Origin of the sequence: Paenibacillus nuruki (genome assembly GCF_001721045.1) — a bacterium.
In the GTDB taxonomy this organism is placed as follows: Bacteria; Bacillota; Bacilli; order Paenibacillales; family Paenibacillaceae; genus Saccharibacillus; species Saccharibacillus nuruki.
This window is the reverse complement of the sequence record NZ_MDER01000024.1, coordinates 1-17,698: the sequence shown is the minus strand read 5'-3', so window position 1 is coordinate 17,698 and position 17,698 is coordinate 1. Positions and strand designations below refer to the sequence as shown.

The following is a 17,698-nucleotide window of genomic DNA, read 5'->3' as shown; positions in this document are numbered from 1 at the left end:
CAGCACCTCTGCCCTGTGGATATCATGAGATTAGTTGGCCAATAAATCATCAGCCTGGCTGTTCACCTGATCCATTTGTTCTTGAACGTCAGCGCCACCGATTGTAATTTCTTGCATCGCTGCTTTGATTAGATCAGCAATACTTTCCCAAGGTTTTACGAATGGAGCTGGACGTGCTGTATCCATTTGTGTACGGAACGTTTGAATATCTTTGTTAGAAGCAAGTGATTTGTCTTCCCATGCTTTGGTTGTAGAAGGTAAATCTTTGGTCAATTCATACCATTTCACTTGTACAGATGGTTCATTCATGTACGAAATAAATTTAGCTCCATCGTCTTTATTTGCTGCACTGCTGAATACCGATAGACTAGATCCACCTAAGATAGAAGCACTTTTACCGTTTTCATCTTTAGCTGGAATCGTAACCGTACCCCATTGATCGTCTTTTAGATCAGGCAATTCATCTTTGATCTGTTGTACAGACCATGGTCCACTGATAAACATAGGGATAATACCTTCACCAAATGATGGTAGAAGTTTCAAATCGACTTGAGAAGGTGCTAGTTTTTCAGTAAAGAAGCTACTCAAGTATTTAACAGCCTCTACATATTGCGGTTGATTAAATTGAGCTTTGTTGTCACTACTAATCACTTCACTACCATTTTCCCAAGCAAACGGAAGTGTAAATACTTGATCCTGGCTATCTAGCAAAATACCATAGTTACCATTGCCTCTAGCTGCCAATTTTGTTGCTGCATCTTTCAATTCAGCCCACGTTTTTGGTGGTTCGTTATAACCAACTTGTTTTAGCAAGTCTGCACGGTAGAACAATACGCGAGTATCGATATACCATGGAATACCAACCAATTGATCGTTGTAGGTCATTGTTTGTTGAGCACCTTTGAAGAAGTTATCTACTTTCAGATTTGGATATTTCTCTGTGTAAGAAGATAAATCTAGCAATGCTCCAGCATCTGCAAATTCAGGAATCCAACCCAGTCCCATTTGCACAACATCAGGACCTTTTTTGGAAGCGACCGCAGTTAGCAATTTGTCATGGGCATTATCCCAAGGAATCGCTTGCACTTCGACTTTGATATCCGGGTTAGCTTTTTCAAAATCAGGTACGATCTTAGCAAGTGCTGTTCCCTCTGCACCCATCCCCCATACTTTCAATACACGTTTGCCATCTGCTGTTGTTGCCGCTGCTTCTTCTTTGTTGCCACATGCTGACAAGATCAGAGAAAAGATCAACATACAAGCTACAACGGTTTTCCATGTTTTTGTCATTCAATTCACCTCTTTATTATTATAGAAAATGCTTACAATCCATCTTGCTTGTGATGAATCAGATGTAACTTATAAAGGAGCTCGTACAGTCCCCCGGGAAACTAACTCAGTATCCAGTTTGTATTGCGGACTTACAGTCTCTCCTTTTAAAATCTGAAAAATCAGATGTACAGCTAATGCCCCTACTTCATAATCTGGCTGTCTTACTGTAGTCAAAGACGGTGTCAAAAATCGGGCTTGCACAATATCATCAAAACCGATAACCGATATATCATCAGGAACAACAATTCCAGCTTCATTCAAAGCCGTAATGCCTCCTAATGCCATCTCATCATTTGCAAAAAATACAGCCTCTGGAATTTCTCCTTGCGCAATCATTAATTTGACTGCACGATAACCGCCTTCTTCTGTGAAATTGCCGATCAGATTCCAGCGTGGTTCAATCGTTAAGCCATGCTTATTCATCGCTTGTACAAAGCCGTTATAGCGGTCTTTGTTGTGCTTACTGCTTGCCGGACCGGATACATAAGCAATTTTGCGATGTCCTGCTTCGATCAGATGCTCAGTAGCTAAAATGCCACCTTTTTCATTATCTGCTTCAACATAACAAACACTTTCATGCTCTAACCTTCGATCTAACATAACAATCGGGAATCCTTCACGAGCCGATTCCAAAATCGTACGATCTGGAATATTGTGAGCAAGGATAATCGCTCCATCTACTCTTTTCTCTTTGATAAACTTCACAGCTGTTGATGATTCTCCACCAATTGAGCTACAAGCAATCAAGTCATATCCATTGTTCAGGCTCACTTCTTGCACGCCTTTGATCAATCTAGAGTAATACGGACCGGATAGATCGCTTAACAGTAGAGCAATCGTATTTGTTTTGGAACGCTTAAGATCAGAAGCAATCCCATTCTTCTGATAATTCAACTGTTTAGCAGCAACAATCACTTTATCGCGTGTTTTAGGACTAACTCTTCCGATTCCATTTAGCGCATAGGACGCAGTCGATACTGCGACACCCGCTAAAGCGGCTACATCCTTGATCGTTGCTCCCATTGACTTCCCCCCTGGTGTTAATTTGCTAATCGAAACGTTTCGATAAAATCATAAAAAAATGATTTACCCTTTTCTACCAACACCTTAAATGTAGATATAAAAAATGGATTTTTATGGATTTTTAGCTAAAATAGCTAATTTTATGCGCTTTATTCACTAATTTATAGTGTATTCTGCATAAAATGAATAATGTATTGTTTTATACCATTTTGTCGAAACGTTTCTACACGCTTATTATATATCTGCTTGTAACCGATTTCAATACCTTTTAAAATTTTTTTGTTATTTTGTCGAATGTAGTGTTGTGAATCGCGGGTTATACAAGATGTAGGTTAACGAATTCTAAAGCGATCGATATGATCTTGAAGTCCTTCTTCTCTCAAAATACGTAATTGCTCTACTCCAAACAAATCAAAATGAGGATAACGATCACGAAAATGGATATACCGAGGGTTTAACTGATGGTCTTTGCACCATTTTTGCAATTTCTCAATATCAGCACAACCGACTTTGGTTACTGTACGCATATTGGGGAATCGATTATCGATCCAATAGTGAGTCAAAAAAGCAATTTGTCCATTACTTACCTGTTGTTTCCAATCATTTAACTGGGATCGATCTATACCAAATGCCATCCTCTTCACCTTTCCTCAGTACAATCTCTCTATTTATGTGTTACAACATCTGTGTAGCAAAAAAGATCAACCCTATAACTAGCAGCTGATCAATTGCTTTATTTAGAAAATCGTGTATTTATTAAAGTAGATTTACTTATTGTTCTCTTTTTCTTTTTGTTGTTCTTCTAAACGTTTAGCCATACCTTCTGGATAAGCATTTTCACTCGAAGACGAAGATTTCGTCGCATCTTTATCTTTTTCTTCTTTTTTCTCCATATTTAAATCTTCCATAGGCATAGGATCTACATTCTGTTCCGACTCAAAACGGTCAAACAAACTTTCGTTTTCAGTAGGATAATGTTCTGGATGATCACGCTTGCCTTGTTGTTCTTCAATTTTATCGTTTTTTCTTGGCTCAGTCATCATTGATCTCTCCTTTGGCTATATCTGAATCGTCTATAGTATAGAAAGAATAGCAGTTACTGTACTTTACCTCTATACGCAAAATTGAAACATTTCACTGACTATTCTCGCCAAAAGAAGATATGATTCACAGCAAAAAATCGTGTCTACCTAGAATGCTATCCAGCAACTAGAAGACACGATTTTCTGATCGATATTATGATGTAAATAGAATTCTATTTAATCAAGATGCAATGCAATTACATGTATACAGACCATACACATACAGGTTTGGAAACTTCTATACTTTTACCTGTGTATGTTAATTTACCACTTTCAGCATCTACTGCAAATGTAACGATATTATTACCATCACGATTAGCCGCTAATACATAGTTACCATTAGGTGTTAAAGAGAAGTGTCTTGGATGACCGCCTTCAGTCGATACATGTTGTACTAACGTAAGCTCTCCTGTCGCCTGATTAACTTCATATTGAACAATACTGTCATGTCCACGATTTGATCCATAGACAAAGCGACCATCTTTGGAAATTGTAATCTCAGCACAACCATTTTCACCATCATAATCTGCTGGTAATGTAGAAATACTATGAATTTCGCTTAATGTACCGTTACTTCCATCATACTGATAAGCTGTAACCGTTGAATTAAGTTCATTAATCACAAACGCATATTTTCCGTTCGGATGGAAAACAAGATGGCGAGGCCCTGCACCAGGTGCAGTCACTTGCTCTGCTACACGCTCTAACTTACCTTCTTCTTCATTTAGTGCATAAGTATAAATGCGATCTAAGCCCAAGTCCTGAACCAATAAGTATTTTCCTGTAGGATCGTAGAATGAAGAATGTGGATGTGGACGATCTTGATTCGGATGTACGCTATGTCCTTGATGTTGTTGTACATCTAACGATTCACCAATCTGACCATCTTCACGAATCGCAAACAATCCTACCATTCCTCCATGATAACTGGTTACGCTCAAGTACTTACTATCTGCTGAGCGCTGAATATGGCATGTAGGTGCACCTACAGTATTTAGACGATTTAATAAATGAAGACTTCCTTTCGCTGGATCAATCGCAAACGAAGAAGCTTCACCAATTTTAGTGCCATCAGAATAAGCAGCTTCACCGATAGCATATAATCGACCTGCGGTAGCATCGACATTTACAAATGTAGGATTTTTAAGTCCCATAAAAGCATCAGTCTGAGTCAATTCACCGGTTGCTTCGTCCAAACTATATACATATAACCCGTTATCTGTTGATTCTGCATAAGAGCCTGCAAATACAAGCAAGCGTTCATTTTGATTGTTCATGTGTGATTCCTCCACTCTATTTATATGTTATTTATGACGGATGAACAAAAGTTCCTCTATATAAGGTAACGCCTTCTGCACAAAAAATCAAAGTTCGTGATCGGAATCATCATATAGATTTATATTCAACTGTCAGTTACACTAAATATAATCCAACTTTTGTAAAGTCTAAGCATTCCAATCTATCTAAGCAGGGGTGAGTTCAATGATAGTTCGTAAATGGTTAGTAGGGCTTGCAGGTGTTTTATTATTTGCTTCAGGTAGCCAAGCTTTTGCCGCTTTCGATGATCTGGATAACACATTAGACAAAAAGAAGATTGAATATTTGGATGAGTATCATATTTTGACAGGCATGACTGATACGAAATATGCGCCAGAACGTGCATTAAATACCGCACAAGGTGTAAGCGCACTTGTTAAAGGGCTTGATCTTAATCTCGATAATATGCGATTTATCAAAAAGCCGGAAGCTAGTGATTACTATACACGTATCAGTAATGAGGCATGGTATAGCAATGATATGATTGTCGCTTATCTCAATGGACTCGATATTCCCGCAGATGTAGATGTAACTGCTGCGATGACGCGTGGTCAATTTGCTACCTTGCTCTGGCAAGCGGTAGAACAAGTCGATCCTGATATTAATGAATCGGGTGGTAACAATATTGCTTCGGCGACTGCCAACGAAGAAATAGCAGACGATAATTCGTTAACTGCAATGGATCAGCAAATGCTACAACAAGTTATTCACAGAGAAATTGCTACACTTGATTCCAAAAACAAATTTTATCCCGATGAACCTATTACCCGTGCCGAAGCCGCAGTTATGTTGTACAATGCGATTGAACTCACAGGCAAGCTGGGCAATGTAGGGACAATAGAATAATATAGTAAATGATATGATCGAATAAGAATATTTTTATACGTTTCAATTAGCTAACTAGTTAAATCAAACTCCTTTGATATTGAGCTTAGAAGTGCTCATTGTCAAAGGAGTTTTTGTTTCATTTGTAATTAAGATTCAGACGTTGCCAATCTTCTATCGTGATCGCATACAAAGCATGATCTTCCCAGTTGCCATTAATATGTAAGTAACGCTCAGCTAGTCCTTCACGGCGAAATCCTGACTTTTCCAAAACACGTAATGACGGCGTATTCCATGGCATTACACCTGCTTGTAACCGATGAAGTTGTCCTTCGGTAAAAGCGAACTGTAAACACTGTTGAACAGCCATCGAAGCATACCCTTTGCCATGATGATCTTGATCTACAAAATAACCGATATTTCCATTTTGAAAAGGGCCACGAGCAATTCCACTAATCTCGATTCGTCCTATCAATTGATCATGAACAGATTGAAATATACCAAATACATATCCTTGACCTGCTTCAAAATTCAGTTCCCCGTTGATTAGCATTTCTTGCTGAACTTCAAGTGTCCAATACGATTCCGGACGAATAGGCTCATATGTTTTTAAATAATCTCGATTGCGATGACGTAACTGCAATAATGAATCAGCATGCGTCAGTGTAAGTGGCTTTAAATAAATTTCTGATTGCATAAAATATTCCTCCTCCTTTGTTGTATGTATCATAAAACAATTCTTATTTCTGTTCTACGTAAACCATCAGTTATTTATTAGAGTCGTCTATTGTAGCCGCTGTAGATTGTGTTCAACAGACCCATCAAAAACCAGTATCGATCTCAAGAACAATCTGTTCTGAATAAAGACACTGGCTTGAGGATTGTATAGACTGAGCTACATCATAGTTTTACTTCACTACCTTTTACGTACCAAATTGAGCGGCATGCAGACGACTATATGCTCCACCCGCTTGAATCAGTTCATCATGAGCACCTTGTTCGGCGATACCTTCTTTGGTCACTACAATAATACGATCTGCATTTTTGATCGTTGCTAGACGATGGGCGATAATCAAAGTCGTTCTACCTTGCGACAATTCATTGAGCGATTGCTGAATTGCGGCTTCTGTCTCGGTATCCAATGCAGATGTCGCTTCATCTAGAATCAAAATCGGTGGATTTTTGAGGAACATGCGAGCAATCGATAGACGTTGTTTTTGACCACCAGATAGCTTCACACCACGTTCACCTATAATCGTATCCATGCCTTCTTCATAGGAAGTAATCACTTCTTCAAGCTGTGCTTGACGTGCGGCTGTCCATATTTCTTCTTCAGTCGCTCCAAGTTTGCCATAAGCGATATTTTCACGAATAGTACCATCAAATAAAAATACTTCTTGTTGTACCACACCAATCTGTGAACGTAACGATGATAAGGTCATCTGACGAATATCAATACCATCAATCGTCACTTCCCCTTCGGCAATATCATAAAATCGTGGTAACAAGCTACAAATCGTTGTTTTCCCTGCACCTGAAGGACCTACAAGAGCAACTGTCTCTCCTTCACGAATCTGAAGATCGATTCCTTTCAAAATATAATCTTTACCTTCATATCCAAAGCATACATTGTTGTAGGTGATATTGCCTTTCAGCCCACTCACTTCTTTGGCATCAGGTAGATCATGAATTTCTGTATCGGTATTTAGCAATTCTTCAAAACGACGGAATCCAGCTATTCCTTTAGGATACGTCTCAATCACTGAATTCAATTGCTTGATCGGCGCTAGAAATACATTCGACAATAGAACAAATGCAATAAAATCACCGTAACTCATACCTTTTTCAATAACAAACCATGTTCCACAAACAAGCACAAAGATCGATACAAATTTCATCAAAATATAACTAATCGACGAGTTCCATGCCATAATCCGATAAGCGACAAGCTTGGTACGACGAAAACGTCCATTATTGATTGCAAATTGACTAATCTCATGATCTTCATTAGCAAAAGCTTGGACTACACGCATACCTGTTACGTTATTTTCAACACGGGCATTAAAATCAGCTATATCTCCAAACATACGCCGGAAAGCAACTGACATTTTGCGTCCAAAAAAGAGCGATAAATAAATCATCAAAGGCACTACCACAAACGTCAAAATCGCCAGATCCATATTAATACTAGCCATCAAAGCAAATGCACCAACAAGTGTCATCACAGCGATAAACAAATCTTCTGGCCCATGATGAGCAATCTCTCCAATATCCATCAGATCATTGGTCATACGTGATACCAGATGCCCTGTCTTCGCATTATCGAAAAAGCGAAATGGTAACCGCTGCACATGGTCAAACAGCTTTTTACGCATATCGGTCTCAATATTAATACCTAGTTTGTGTCCCCAATAGGTAACCACGTAATTCAGAAACGAACTGACTACGAATATGCCTAACAATCCAATACATGCCCACAAAATCACACGCCATTCCCCGCCTGGAAGCAAATCGTCAATCACTCGATTTACAGCCAGTGGGAAGGCTAGCTCCAAAATAGCTGCAATAATAGCACAACCAAAATCGATAATAAATAGTCCTCTATATGGACGATAATAAGAAAAAAAACGTTTTAACATTACTGTCTCCTTTTCTGTTCCTCATTGATGTGTAGTTCGTTATGGTTGTATAGACTTCAAAATGTATGTATACCTTCATCAATACAGGTATATAATGCGTACGGACTCAGACGATTTCTTACTAAACGCAATAAAATACTTGTATGTTGATAGCGTTGGACTAGAGTTCTCCTTTCTTTATTATATAGGTATGATATCTACAAAATATATGTAAAATATCTACAAAAAATAACCATCTCAGTAGTGTAAAACTACATCTAGATGGTTATTATAGCATTCTTTTTCGCAATTGATAATGATTATCAATTAATTTTTAAATTGTTATCGTGTTCGTCTTATCCAAAAGGTAAAAATATCGCTACGGACATAATCATATGAATATAATATTTTGCGATTCATTTCATCATAATGAGTCTGCTTTAACAATAAAACAGAGGATTGTGGGTGCACAAGTAATTTACGACTATGAGGATCGGTAGCCAGTGGAACCGTTAATTCAGAATCGGCACCTACAATCTCTATGCCTACCTGTTGTTCTAAATGTTGAAATAAAGAACCTGTAAATACACTTTCATCAAATGTATTACCGACCAGTTGAACAGGCATATAATTGATCGAATGTGCAACAATTTCTCCATTAGCCATTCGTGAACGTTCTAAAACAATCATCGGTTCATCCACAGACAACTCCATACGTTCGGCTACTTCAGGAGGACACTTTTCTAATATAATATAAGCTAATCGTTGATCTTCGATAAGCCCTGCTGAACGAATCATATCCCCTATACTATATAATCGATCTAGTGAACTTGGGATATGTTGAAGGGCCTGAGTTAGAAATGTTCCACTGCCGTGTTTGACAACTAATTTCCCTTCATCTTGAAGCTTACGTATAGCTCCACGAACGGTCGTACGGCAGACTTTAAATTGAGTCGCCAGCTTGGATTCAGAGGGTAGTTTGTCTCCAGCATGAACATTATGTTCTGTTATCCATTGCTCGATACGGGATTTGATCGTTTCCTGCTTGGCAGACATCCTGTACAATTCATCCTTTCTATACGTATGATCACATGCAATAAGTTATATATTTAAGATGAATGTGTAATATAAATCGCATTCGTGAACGCAATCATGCTATACATGTCGGCAAAATACCCATACAACTCTACACGTACCCAGCTTAATGCCTCTGCTTGTACCAATTCACAATCATAGACTTCTGTCTGTACAGGAATCTGTTGTTCGAACAATATTCCTTGATTACTGTTCACCACCAAGCGTAACGATTGATCCACTAACAGATAATGTTTTTGACGACAGATCGTATCTAATGCTATTTCTAACTTTAAGATTTGATCTTGTGGACAATCGATTTCTTGCCCAATGCTATACCGTTTCGCATGATTATCATGGATAGGATTAACTACATGAGCTGTAAATGTAAGTAGTGGCCCCATCGTAATCGTGACTGCTCCCTGACGCATAGCTGTAAGAACCGAATTATCTTTAGGCTCCAACTCTACATGATCGGTAAACGGTGTATCGGAAGTCTGTACGATATCTAATGAATACCACAACTGATCTTCATCTTCTGTGCCCAAATACGTAATAGCCGCAGGTGCATCATGATCTTCTGTTCGATGCCAATCCCGCCCGCTAGTCGCTGTAATACGATGCCCTTCATTAAGTAAAGATGTCCACCAAGCATATGCACGCTGACTATCCTTTTTTATAGCAGGCATTAAGGTAGACCAGACTTCAATATAATCGACTTTTTCCCAGTTATAGATAGGATATTCCCAGTAACAACCCGTACAGATAGGGCTACCAATACGAAATGGGTGAGCAATCCCCACAAGTCCACCTTGTGCATGTACTTCATCTATCCCTTGTTCAATATCATAAATACCATAACTACGCCAATCTACATAATCGTGAATACCGAGTGTAAGCATATGTCCATAAAAAGTTGTCCATTCCATCCCGGGCACGATATGAATACCTGTCTCTGCTTGTACACGTTGACGATCTTGTAGCCCTGATTGTGTATTGTGATCGGTTAACGCAATGCAATCAATGCCTAGAGCTAGCGCCGATTGAACAAGTTGATCTAATGTATGTTGTCCATCACTATGCAGTGTATGGGTATGTAATTCAGAAGGTATCCATTTCATCTTGTTAGTTCCCCCATACTTCAAGCTGATAATCACATTCAGGTGTAACAACAGAATGAATACTTAACGTTACTTTCCATTGCCCTACTGGATTGAATCCTTTCCAGAATCCAGGAGAAGCATGATCTGCTGATAAAAAGTGTGTCTGTTGCGGATCTTGCCGATGAGCTTGACCGCGATGTGTCTGCGGATCATCAATAGAAAGAGTAATCAGATTGTGTAAAGGCGCATACTTCTGCCAGTCTTGCACTTGTGGATCGTTATAGCCATATTTCAACATGGCAGATTCAATCATTTCTTTGGCCTGATGGGTATCTGTTAATGTTTTGGGTGTATAGTTGAACTCAATCCGAATCATTGAGGACTGTTCTAGTATTGGAAAAGTATACGTAATATGAGTCTGTGTAGCGGATGAATCAATACGACCAGACACATTCAACCATTTCTCCATGTATAAATATCCCCTTTCCTATTCACTGATCTGTCTGGGTCGCTATGTTATCGCATTTATCTCTATATAAGTGTCATACAACTCCATAATGTCTGTGTAGGTGCATCTGAAGTGAGTTCGACCTGTGTAGAAGCTTGAATCCCTTTAGTCGGTACATATTCATGATCAAGCATAAAGGCATAGATCCCTTTCACTCCTATACGATTAACCCCTTCTGGTAAAAGAGTGACTCGAATCTCAGCAATCTGATCTACGTATATACCAGAACGCAACTTAATGGTCGTCGAAAAATGTAAATCAGGGCCTTGATAAGCAGCACGAAAATCAGCTACTCGTAAATCGCCAAAGCTAGAAGAAAACCATTCATCTTGTCCCTGCAAACGTACTTGATAATCAAGACAAGTCTGCTGTACGTCTGCTCGTGAATTATAGACATCTAAAGCAAACTTGGAGCTTTGGATAAACAAATATTGACGCTGATCGCCAAGTTTCCATGAAGAAGCATCGTGATTACGTTCTACAATATACTGACGATTCATTTCCCAATTGGTGACCTGATACGTAAATGGATAATCACTCATAATCTGCTCACGAGGTTCTTGCTCAGGATACCAGCGATATGATGGTGGCAAAATCAACCGATAATCAGAACGAACTTCATCTACAAAATTTCCGTTGGCTGTTGCTGCTTGCAAAATAGGTAGACCTCCACAATCGGTATTTCCTTGAAAAGCAGTTGTGACGTGATTAGGGCCTTGATAAGTCGCTGTAAGAAGATGACCTGCAAGATCAAGTTCTACCCGATACATCCATTCAATATCTGTTGTTCTGCCCCACTTACTCATCAATAAACCTGACGGTGTGCCTTCATCTTCATGACTAAAAACCATATGATATTCAATAATGGTTCGACTTTCCTTCTGTTGCATCCAGTACATCAGTAGCAGTGGTGTATCTGTAAATGTGCTTTCATAATCATGAGTCAAATTACGTCCGTACAGAATCGGAGTATGCTGATAAACGAGCGCTGATGAAGAGGCAGGACTGATCCAGTGAAATTCACACTGCTCCAAATAAACAAGATTCACTTTGGAAGGTGATTCTTGCTCACGAAACTCTAATTCGATCTCGTACGTACCTGCTTCTAATTGCCCGATCAGGCGAGTATATACAAAAGACTCTTTGCCATAAAACAAAATCAAATCTTGATTATATTGTTGATTCACATACATACGAACTATTGCAGATTCATGATTCTTCTGTTGCCAGTGACTATTGCTCATTGCCTTCAGATGAAGTTCTACGAATCCTTTGGCAGTCACTTCGCATTGCATATAACAACGTTGTGAACGTTCTAATGATGTATTCAGTTGTATAGTACTGATAACGGTAGAGTGGCTTTGAGTTTTATTCATCACGATTATCCCTCTTTCCCCATCGTTCGAATATAGAAATACCCCATGACAGAGCATAGTAAGAACATCAACACAGCCATAGCACTTGCTGTATGTGTCTCCTGATAATTAGAAAAGACTTGTTGCATGGCTACACCTAATACTTGAGGTGAATTAGCTCCGATTAGAAAAGGAGCAGTAAAGCTTCCGATCACACCCATAAAAATAAACGTGATAGCTACCCACATCGTTTTGTATGAAAGGGGTAATACAAAGCGGAAAAATAATTGCCCTATATTCGCTCCAGCATCACGTGCGCTTTCAATTACCGAGTTAGGGACTGCCGCCAGAGCAGAACTAAGCAACATCGTAGCAAATGGAATATTGAACCACAGATTGGCAAGCACTAAACCGTTATAATCATAGATAATTTTGGGAAAAGTATCGATTCCGATCAACAACAGTAGGCGTGACAACCAACCATGATTACCATACATCGTGATCAGACCGTAAGTCGCAATAACACCGGGTACGAACATCGGAATAAAGTACAATCGGTTAATCCATTTCACAACCCAACCATGACCAAAACGTAAATAGACAGCTAAAGAGTAACTAATCACTAACGATAATAAAGTAGACACAATCGTTACATTTAGGGTATATATAATATTTTTACGCATCGTCGGTTCAGTGAATAAACGAATATAATTGGCTAATCCGAAGCCACTACCATTTTCATCAATCAGACTTTCTCGAATAGCATATACAATAGGCACAATCACGACAAAAAACAAAATAAGAAAGGAAGGGATGACTAGAGCAAGCCCTAGTATCCCTTTTTTCACACTAGCATTCATCATCATTGACCAGCGACATCTGTCTGCCAGCGTTTGTAAATCTCTTGTTGAAGATCTCCACCGTTAAATTGGCGGTATGAAGCGGAGACACTTGCAAATTTATCTTGTAATTCTTTAGACATCAGATCCCATTTAATTCCTGGGTATCCATACATTTTGTTCACCACAATCGTTTGTGCTTCTGGTGTCAGGACATAATCAAGCAGTTTTTGAGCAGCTTCTTTTTTGGTCGACATTTCGGGAACCATTAAGTAAGAAGGACCACCTGTAAAAGCAGGGCTAATCTGCGTCAGCTTAGTCGTGTCAGGTAATAATTGCTTGCTAGTCTGTTCAAGCGCCATATCTGACCATGCAGGAACCATATCAACTTCACCGTTAGCGAGTAAATCTAGAGTGCCTTGATTCTTTTTCGGATAGACTCCTTGTTGATACATAGAAGGCCCTAGTTCTTTCAATAAGTTAAATCCTTGATCCCATTTCTGGGCGATAGCAGGATCACTACTGTTCATATCTTCAGCAGGCAAAAAGTTATAGATCGCTGTAGTTACAAATGAACTACCTGCTCCACCTGTAGATGGATCGTTATAGGCAAATTTACCAGGATGTTGACGAATCCAATCGTATAGCTCGTCTGCTGTTTTGGGAGGATTAGGTACATTTTGACTGTTATACGCCAGTACGACAGAAGAAGCACGGTAAGGCACAGCCATATCATCTACTTGTTTAAGTACACTAGCATCAATATTGTTGAGATTAGGCACACCTGTTGTATCCAGTTTCGCCCAGATTCCATTTTTGTTGCCTTTTGAGATATCATCCAAGCTACCTTCATACAAATCGACATCCACATTGGCTTGTCCACTTTGCTTGGCAGCTAACAATCGATCCAGTGCTGATTGTCCACCTGTACCTGAAGGAAGATAGACCAATTTTACTTTGATCGTTGGATTGGCTTGTTCAAAAGCTGGAATCAACGTTTCCCATAACTCTTTTACATTGAGAGAACCACCGGTATACAATGAAATTTCTGTCGATGGTGTAGAAGAATTACTGCTTGCACTTGCTGCTTCTGTAGCTGATTTGCCACCGCATCCTGCCAACCCCATTGCTAGACATAATCCAAGAATCAATAGCATACTCATTTTAGCTTTGTTAAACACAAGAACATCCTCCTTTAAAATAACTGCTTTTAAAATGATTTAAGCGTGAGCTTCTTGTCTTGGTGCTACTTCGGATACACTGATGGCTGGAAAAACATTCATTTTATGAAACATCAGTGAGATGGATTGACCTGGATGTAAGGTAGCTGCTTGTTCGCGAGGCACAAATACTTTTAACGTTTCTTCTTTATAATTGACTGATATTTCTGCATAATGACCGAGTACCATCACCTGACGAATCTGACCTTCTAAGCCCCCTGCTTGCGTTGACAGATAAATGTCTTCTGGACGGACAGCAACGATACAATCTCCAATCGGTAATGCTACATTGGGATTCGGTACACGTAATTCACCGACTGTAATATGCTGTCCATCACTCACCCCCTTCAATACATTGATACGACCGATAAAGCTAGCTACAAATGACGATTGCGGAGCATCATAGATCTCTTGTGGTGTCGATAACTGCTCAATCTGCCCGCCATGCATGACTACAATTCGATCTGAGATCGACAAGGCTTCTTCCTGATCATGCGTGACAAATACCATCGTCATCTCTGTTAATGTCTGAATATCCCGTAATTCTTCGCGCATCTCCATCCGTAGCTTGGCATCCAATGCTGAAAAGGGCTCGTCTAGCAATAACACATCGGGCTTTAACAATAAAGCTCTAGCCAAAGCGACTCGTTGCTGTTGTCCACCAGATAATTGGGTAGGGTTTTTGCTTGCTGCGCTACTGAGTTGCACCAATTCCAACGCTGCTGTCACTTCACGTTCGATATCGGGCTTTTTATATTTGCGAATTTTGAGACCAAATGCTAGATTTTCATACACCGTCATATGCGGCCATAAGTTATAGCTTTGGAATACCATCGCTGTCGGTCTTTTTTCAGGAGGCAAATTCAATACACTATTTCCACGAATCAAAATATCTCCATGATCCGGTTCTAAAAATCCGCCGATCGAACGCAAAACAGTTGTTTTACCGCATCCGGAAGGGCCGAGTAATGTCACCATTTCACCTTTGGCGATATCTAGCGAAATATTTCTCACACCATCGCCTGTTTTGAATACTTTGCTCAAATTCCGAATCGATAATTGTGACTCTACTGTTGTATTCATAGCTCCTCCTGCTCTCTATGTCTTATTTCATCTAGAACATGTATCAAATCGATTATTTCACTTGAAATCCACCGGACAACACATCAGCACTTACAAACTTACGTGCCGCCACTAGCAAGATCACTGTAGGTAATGTGAGAATGACTGAAAATACAGCACCTGTTGTATTGGGATAATCTGCAATAATCGAATACATAATAATCGGCATCGTTTTAAAATCAGGAATCCCGACTAGCAGTGTTCCTTGCGCTTCATCCAAGGAAGCAAGAAAAGTGAAAATGGAAGCGACCATAATACCCGGGAAAGCCATCGGAAACGTAATTTTCCAAAATACTCGAAGTGGTCCTGCTCCAACATCACGTGCTGATTCTTCTTGCGCTTGATGTACACTGCGAAAAGCAGAAGCCGGAATCCATGTCATATACATCAATGTGTTGACCATATGAATGAGCACAATCCCAACAAAGGTGTTCATTAGCCCGAATTTGTAAAATAGAACTGCAATCGATACGTAAAGCCCCATTTTGGGAAACGCATGTGTCAGTAAAAAAGAAAACAAAAACCATTTACTCAGCGGAAATGAAATACGAGCAAATGCATACGCCGCAGGCACACATACAATGATCGAACATACCGTAACGACAGTAGCGATCAAAAAGGACAGAGAGATCGACTGCAATACATCATCTTGACTCAAAACAAATTGCCACCATTGCAATGACCAGCTTTGCGGTAAAGCCGCAGGATACTGCCATTTTCCAGATACCGCTAGAATCAATAGATTGAGCAGCGGCCCTAGAAAGAAAACAACGAACACAATCAACAGTAAAAACTCTACCACTTTGCGTTTACCTAACGCCTGTACATACCACTTCATAATTCATTCCTTTCTCCACCCGATCTGCACATATGTAATCTGTCAAAACGATCATGACTATAAGCGTTAGTACTCCAAGTTGTTTAGACGTCTACATCACTAACACTTCTGAGTATAAGAACCTTTTATCTTCGCAAAATATGTCGAAATATAGGTTTTGGTAAAGGTTGAAAATAATCTGTTTATAAATTTAATATGTAACGAACAAAATAGGATGAGTTTTTACTTTGTAGGTTTACAGTTTATATAGTAGGTAAATTTAAAGTAGATGCTTATGTATGTAAATCTCATTTAAGTCTGTAGACATGCTAAAAAGACCTTTAACGATTGCAATCAATCTGCATGCATTAAAAGCCTCAATCATAATTCATATAAATCAATCCATTTTAAAGCGATTGATTTTGGTATAATGGAGAATCTGTATTTTAAAGATATGGAATGTACAGAAAAAATTGAAGTTAGTATAGACACTGGAGGATGGAAATTGTTAGTATCTCGGATGGATTTAAACGATTATATCGTAAAGTATGTCAATTATTTATTGATAGAAAAAAATTTATCACCAAAATCGATCAAAGCGTATCAATCTGATTTGAACATGTTCAATGATTGGTTAGTAGAGAATGAGATCGAAACTGTCACTGAAGCCGAAATCTATTTGTATTTCAATACATTGAGTCACTTGAATCTATTAAAAGATTCTACCATCAAACGGAAATACATATCCTTTAAAGGATTTTTCTTATTTTTAGCTCAAAAACATTGGATCGATCAATCTCCATTAATTCATTTCGGTAAACGATTTAAAACAGCAAAACGTATTCCTAAAACGTTACCGACCAATGAAATCAAACGTTTATTATCTGCTCCAGAACATGATCGAAATCGCCTCAAAACTGCATTCAGTACTCGATTAAGTATCCGCAATGATGCCATTATCGACTTACTCTTTTCAACAGGTATTCGTATCGGGGAATTAGTACAGATTCGCCTAAAAGATCTCGATCTACGCAATCGAGTGGTTGTGATATTTGGCAAAGGACGTAAAGAACGTCTACTTTATCTATCTAGCAAAGAACTGATTGATAAGATCCAAGACTGGCTTAAAGTAAGAGACGCTTTTGATCCAAAAGATGACTGCTTATTTTTAAATAAGTATGGAAATGGCTTATCGATCTACGGTATTGAAGATATTTTTTGTAAATATAAAGAAATGGCAAAAATCAATCAAAGTGCCACTCCCCACTATCTCCGTCATTCTTTTGCTACTCAATTGTTGGAAAACGGAGCCGACTTGAGAGCTGTTCAAGAAATCTTGGGACATTCTAGTGTGAGTACAACCGAGATTTATACAGAGGTATCCGTCAAAAGAAAGCGCGCTGTATTAACAAAATTCAATCCTAGAAATCGATTAGAGACCTCCAAATAACTATGAATTATTT

At 39.0% G+C, this 17,698-nt stretch carries 17 protein-coding genes; 2 read left to right on the top strand and 15 right to left on the bottom strand.

Annotated features, from left to right (window positions below; translation table 11 throughout):
• Positions 1–30: 30 nt before the first annotated feature.
• The 5 genes from PTI45_RS02010 to PTI45_RS01990 form a co-directional block, all read right to left on the bottom strand.
• Positions 31–1,290, bottom strand: coding sequence for a sugar ABC transporter substrate-binding protein (locus tag PTI45_RS02010; RefSeq protein ID WP_069325864.1), 1,260 nt, complete (start codon positions 1,288–1,290; stop codon positions 31–33).
• A 69-nt stretch (positions 1,291–1,359) separates the two neighbouring features.
• Positions 1,360–2,355, bottom strand: coding sequence for a LacI family DNA-binding transcriptional regulator (locus tag PTI45_RS02005; protein WP_069325863.1), 996 nt, complete (start codon positions 2,353–2,355; stop codon positions 1,360–1,362).
• A 332-nt stretch (positions 2,356–2,687) separates the two neighbouring features.
• A complete protein-coding gene (locus tag PTI45_RS02000) occupies positions 2,688–2,990 on the bottom strand; it encodes a hypothetical protein (protein ID WP_069325862.1) in 303 nt (100 codons plus the stop codon).
• 132 nt (positions 2,991–3,122) lie between these two features.
• Positions 3,123–3,398: a hypothetical protein gene (locus PTI45_RS01995; protein WP_371748214.1), complete on the bottom strand. Its 276-nt coding sequence runs from the start codon at positions 3,396–3,398 to the stop codon at positions 3,123–3,125.
• 236 nt (positions 3,399–3,634) lie between these two features.
• Positions 3,635–4,714 (bottom strand): lactonase family protein, encoded by a 1,080-nt coding sequence (locus tag PTI45_RS01990; protein WP_069325860.1) that lies wholly within the window; start codon positions 4,712–4,714, stop codon positions 3,635–3,637.
• Between the two features lie 205 nt (positions 4,715–4,919).
• Between PTI45_RS01990 and PTI45_RS01985 the strand changes: the two genes are divergently transcribed.
• Positions 4,920–5,600, top strand: a complete 681-nt coding sequence (locus tag PTI45_RS01985; protein WP_069325859.1) for an S-layer homology domain-containing protein — start codon at positions 4,920–4,922, stop codon at positions 5,598–5,600.
• A gap of 118 nt (positions 5,601–5,718) precedes the next feature.
• On the opposite strand, the gene PTI45_RS01980 is transcribed toward PTI45_RS01985, so the two are convergent.
• The 10 genes from PTI45_RS01980 to PTI45_RS01935 all read right to left on the bottom strand — a co-directional run bounded on the left by PTI45_RS01980 (position 5,719) and on the right by PTI45_RS01935 (position 16,256).
• Positions 5,719–6,276, bottom strand: coding sequence for a GNAT family N-acetyltransferase (locus PTI45_RS01980; RefSeq protein ID WP_245703393.1), 558 nt, complete (start codon positions 6,274–6,276; stop codon positions 5,719–5,721).
• A 226-nt stretch (positions 6,277–6,502) separates the two neighbouring features.
• Positions 6,503–8,218: an ABC transporter ATP-binding protein gene (locus PTI45_RS01975; protein WP_069325857.1), complete on the bottom strand. Its 1,716-nt coding sequence runs from the start codon at positions 8,216–8,218 to the stop codon at positions 6,503–6,505.
• Between the two features lie 321 nt (positions 8,219–8,539).
• A complete protein-coding gene (locus PTI45_RS01970) occupies positions 8,540–9,253 on the bottom strand; it encodes a GntR family transcriptional regulator (RefSeq protein WP_069325856.1) in 714 nt (237 codons plus the stop codon).
• 53 nt (positions 9,254–9,306) lie between these two features.
• The gene (locus PTI45_RS01965; RefSeq protein WP_069325855.1) at positions 9,307–10,392 is read right to left on the bottom strand and encodes a CehA/McbA family metallohydrolase; all 1,086 of its coding nucleotides are present in this window, start codon (positions 10,390–10,392) and stop codon (positions 9,307–9,309) included.
• A gap of 4 nt (positions 10,393–10,396) precedes the next feature.
• On the bottom strand, positions 10,397–10,843 hold the full coding sequence (locus tag PTI45_RS01960) for a hypothetical protein (protein WP_069325854.1): 447 nt from the start codon (positions 10,841–10,843) through the stop codon (positions 10,397–10,399).
• A 62-nt stretch (positions 10,844–10,905) separates the two neighbouring features.
• On the bottom strand, positions 10,906–12,258 hold the full coding sequence (locus tag PTI45_RS01955) for a hypothetical protein (protein WP_139129203.1): 1,353 nt from the start codon (positions 12,256–12,258) through the stop codon (positions 10,906–10,908).
• A gap of 5 nt (positions 12,259–12,263) precedes the next feature.
• Entirely contained in the window at positions 12,264–13,097 is an 834-nt protein-coding gene (locus PTI45_RS01950; RefSeq protein ID WP_069325934.1) for an ABC transporter permease, read from the bottom strand.
• 2 nt (positions 13,098–13,099) lie between these two features.
• Positions 13,100–14,257, bottom strand: a complete 1,158-nt coding sequence (locus PTI45_RS01945; RefSeq protein WP_069325852.1) for an extracellular solute-binding protein — start codon at positions 14,255–14,257, stop codon at positions 13,100–13,102.
• Between the two features lie 39 nt (positions 14,258–14,296).
• Positions 14,297–15,379, bottom strand: coding sequence for an ABC transporter ATP-binding protein (locus PTI45_RS01940; protein WP_069325851.1), 1,083 nt, complete (start codon positions 15,377–15,379; stop codon positions 14,297–14,299).
• 52 nt (positions 15,380–15,431) lie between these two features.
• Positions 15,432–16,256 carry an ABC transporter permease gene (locus PTI45_RS01935; RefSeq protein ID WP_069325850.1) on the bottom strand — a complete coding sequence of 275 codons (825 nt, stop codon included), beginning with the start codon at positions 16,254–16,256 and terminating at the stop codon, positions 15,432–15,434.
• Positions 16,257–16,665: 409 nt separating this feature from the next.
• Here PTI45_RS01935 and PTI45_RS01930 point away from each other — a divergent pair, with 409 nt between their 5' ends.
• Positions 16,666–17,685, top strand: coding sequence for a tyrosine-type recombinase/integrase (locus PTI45_RS01930; protein ID WP_245703392.1), 1,020 nt, complete (start codon positions 16,666–16,668; stop codon positions 17,683–17,685).
• Positions 17,686–17,698: the final 13 nt, after the last annotated feature.

Excerpts from the sequence above, each read along its gene's own strand:
- PTI45_RS02010 (WP_069325864.1), bottom strand. The coding sequence starts at position 1,290 with ATGACAAAAACATGGAAAACCGTTGTAGCTTGTATGTTGATCTTTTCT.
- PTI45_RS02005 (WP_069325863.1), bottom strand. The coding sequence starts at position 2,355 with ATGGGAGCAACGATCAAGGATGTAGCCGCTTTAGCGGGTGTCGCAGTA.
- PTI45_RS02000 (WP_069325862.1), bottom strand. The coding sequence starts at position 2,990 with ATGGCATTTGGTATAGATCGATCCCAGTTAAATGATTGGAAACAACAG.
- PTI45_RS01995 (WP_371748214.1), bottom strand. The coding sequence starts at position 3,398 with ATGATGACTGAGCCAAGAAAAAACGATAAAATTGAAGAACAACAAGGC.
- PTI45_RS01990 (WP_069325860.1), bottom strand. The coding sequence starts at position 4,714 with ATGAACAATCAAAATGAACGCTTGCTTGTATTTGCAGGCTCTTATGCA.
- PTI45_RS01985 (WP_069325859.1), top strand. The coding sequence starts at position 4,920 with ATGATAGTTCGTAAATGGTTAGTAGGGCTTGCAGGTGTTTTATTATTT.
- PTI45_RS01980 (WP_245703393.1), bottom strand. The coding sequence starts at position 6,276 with ATGCAATCAGAAATTTATTTAAAGCCACTTACACTGACGCATGCTGAT.
- PTI45_RS01975 (WP_069325857.1), bottom strand. The coding sequence starts at position 8,218 with ATGTTAAAACGTTTTTTTTCTTATTATCGTCCATATAGAGGACTATTT.
- PTI45_RS01970 (WP_069325856.1), bottom strand. The coding sequence starts at position 9,253 with ATGTCTGCCAAGCAGGAAACGATCAAATCCCGTATCGAGCAATGGATA.
- PTI45_RS01965 (WP_069325855.1), bottom strand. The coding sequence starts at position 10,392 with ATGAAATGGATACCTTCTGAATTACATACCCATACACTGCATAGTGAT.
- PTI45_RS01960 (WP_069325854.1), bottom strand. The coding sequence starts at position 10,843 with ATGGAGAAATGGTTGAATGTGTCTGGTCGTATTGATTCATCCGCTACA.
- PTI45_RS01955 (WP_139129203.1), bottom strand. The coding sequence starts at position 12,258 with ATGAATAAAACTCAAAGCCACTCTACCGTTATCAGTACTATACAACTG.
- PTI45_RS01950 (WP_069325934.1), bottom strand. The coding sequence starts at position 13,097 with ATGAATGCTAGTGTGAAAAAAGGGATACTAGGGCTTGCTCTAGTCATC.
- PTI45_RS01940 (WP_069325851.1), bottom strand. The coding sequence starts at position 15,379 with ATGAATACAACAGTAGAGTCACAATTATCGATTCGGAATTTGAGCAAA.
- PTI45_RS01935 (WP_069325850.1), bottom strand. The coding sequence starts at position 16,256 with ATGAAGTGGTATGTACAGGCGTTAGGTAAACGCAAAGTGGTAGAGTTT.
- PTI45_RS01930 (WP_245703392.1), top strand. The coding sequence starts at position 16,666 with ATGGAGAATCTGTATTTTAAAGATATGGAATGTACAGAAAAAATTGAA.